2 protein-coding genes are annotated in these 1,482 nt (G+C 67.5%); one reads left to right on the top strand and one right to left on the bottom strand.

Going from position 1 to position 1,482, the window contains the following annotated elements; translation table 11 throughout:
* Positions 1-129: 129 nt before the first annotated feature.
* Positions 130-723: a TetR/AcrR family transcriptional regulator gene (locus ACAM49_RS40145; RefSeq protein ID WP_369640733.1), complete on the bottom strand. Its 594-nt coding sequence runs from the start codon at positions 721-723 to the stop codon at positions 130-132.
* A gap of 373 nt (positions 724-1,096) precedes the next feature.
* Here ACAM49_RS40145 and mptB point away from each other — a divergent pair.
* Positions 1,097-1,482: polyprenol phosphomannose-dependent alpha 1,6 mannosyltransferase MptB (mptB, locus tag ACAM49_RS40140; RefSeq protein WP_369640732.1), on the top strand; the 386-nt coding region annotated here is incomplete at its 3' end.

Genomic DNA, 1,482 nt, shown 5'->3' with positions numbered 1-1,482 from the left:
CCAGGGCCTGGTCGGGGGCGGTGAGGGTGGGTTCGGCGGCGTCTTCCCAGCGCAGGGAATGGGGTCCGTCGAGGACAAGTCGCTGCATTGATCGATCCTCGCTAGAACATTCTTTCCAGTCAACCCATCCTAGGGTGAATTCACCTCTGCGGCAGGTACTTCCGCCAGACTCAGGCGGATCAGCTTGGCCATGGCCGCCGAGACCGTGTGCAGCGGTTCGTCGGTCCGGCGGACGCGGGCCAGGATGGTCGCGCCCTCATAGGCCGCCACCACCGTGGTGGCCAGATCGCGCGCCTCCCCCGGTTCCATGTCCAGCTCGGTGAGCATTTCGGCGAAGCCGTGCGCCATGGCCTCGAAGGCCGAGACGCAGGCCGAGCGCACGGATTCGACATCGCTGCCGCCGTCGAGGGCGGGCGTGCCCACCGGACAGCCATCCGTCCAATCGGTGTCGGCGAGTTTGGTGGCCATGAAGTCGAACAGGGTTGCGGCCGTGCCGAACACATCACCGGGTGCCTGCCGGATCATGCGGCCCACCAGCACCCCGGTGCCGGTGATGGCCGAGACCGCGATCTCCTCCTTCCCGCCGGGAAAGTGGTGGTAGATCGACCCGTACGGCAGCCCCGCCGCCTCACTCAACTTCTTCAGCCCGAATCCGTGGTAGCCGTGACGGGCGAGCAACCCGGCCGCGGCCACCTCGATTCGCCGTTTCGAATCGGACACCATTCATCCAGGGTATGAGCGGGGTACGACACCGGCAGGGCGAATCGTGTTCGGGCACTGGCTCAAACGCGCACGGCGAGGGGCGGGAAGAGCCTTTCCAGCTCGTCGACGGTCATGGGCTCGGCGTTCTCGCGACGGTTGCCGATGAGGCAGTCGCACAGTCCGGCGGCGACGATCTCTTATCGGGCGCGATGCCGTCTTCGTCGCCGATCACGGCGATTCCCTCCTGGACCCCCACCCGATCTGCCGCATACCCAGCAGGGGTATGAAAGCCTGCGATTGGTTCCTACCGGCAACCGGTCAGCACATCTGAGAACCCGCGTCGCGGCCATGCGATCGGCGTCCCCGGCCCGCCGCCGGACTAGGCTTCGCAGATGTGGCGGTAGTGGAAGGCGCGCGGCGCAGAGTCATCGATATCGGACGCCGGGCCCTGGGCCTGGACGTCCCCGCCGCCGATCACACCGTCGCCGTGCTGCACAGCGTGGACCATGACGTGCCGGGATTGGACCGGCGAGAAACCCTGCAGCTGATGCGAATCCGACTGCTGGGCGCGACCGGAGCCGTCATCATGGCGATTTCGGCGCTGGGCGTGGGCGCGCAGCCGGTGCATCAGAATCCGGTGTCCGGGCAGCGCGTACTGGGATTCTTCGCCCGCGCCGGAACCTCGACGCTGGCCATGTGCCTGATCGGGACCGTGCTGGTGATCATGGCCTGGCTGCTGCTGGGGCGGTTCGCCGTGGGCGGGTGGGGCGGGAATCCGCG

It is taken from the genome of Nocardia sp. JMUB6875 (assembly GCF_041154655.1).
Classification (GTDB): Bacteria; Actinomycetota; Actinomycetes; order Mycobacteriales; family Mycobacteriaceae; genus Nocardia.
The sequence above is the reverse complement of the archived record's forward strand: the minus strand, read 5'-3'. Positions and strand labels throughout refer to the sequence as shown.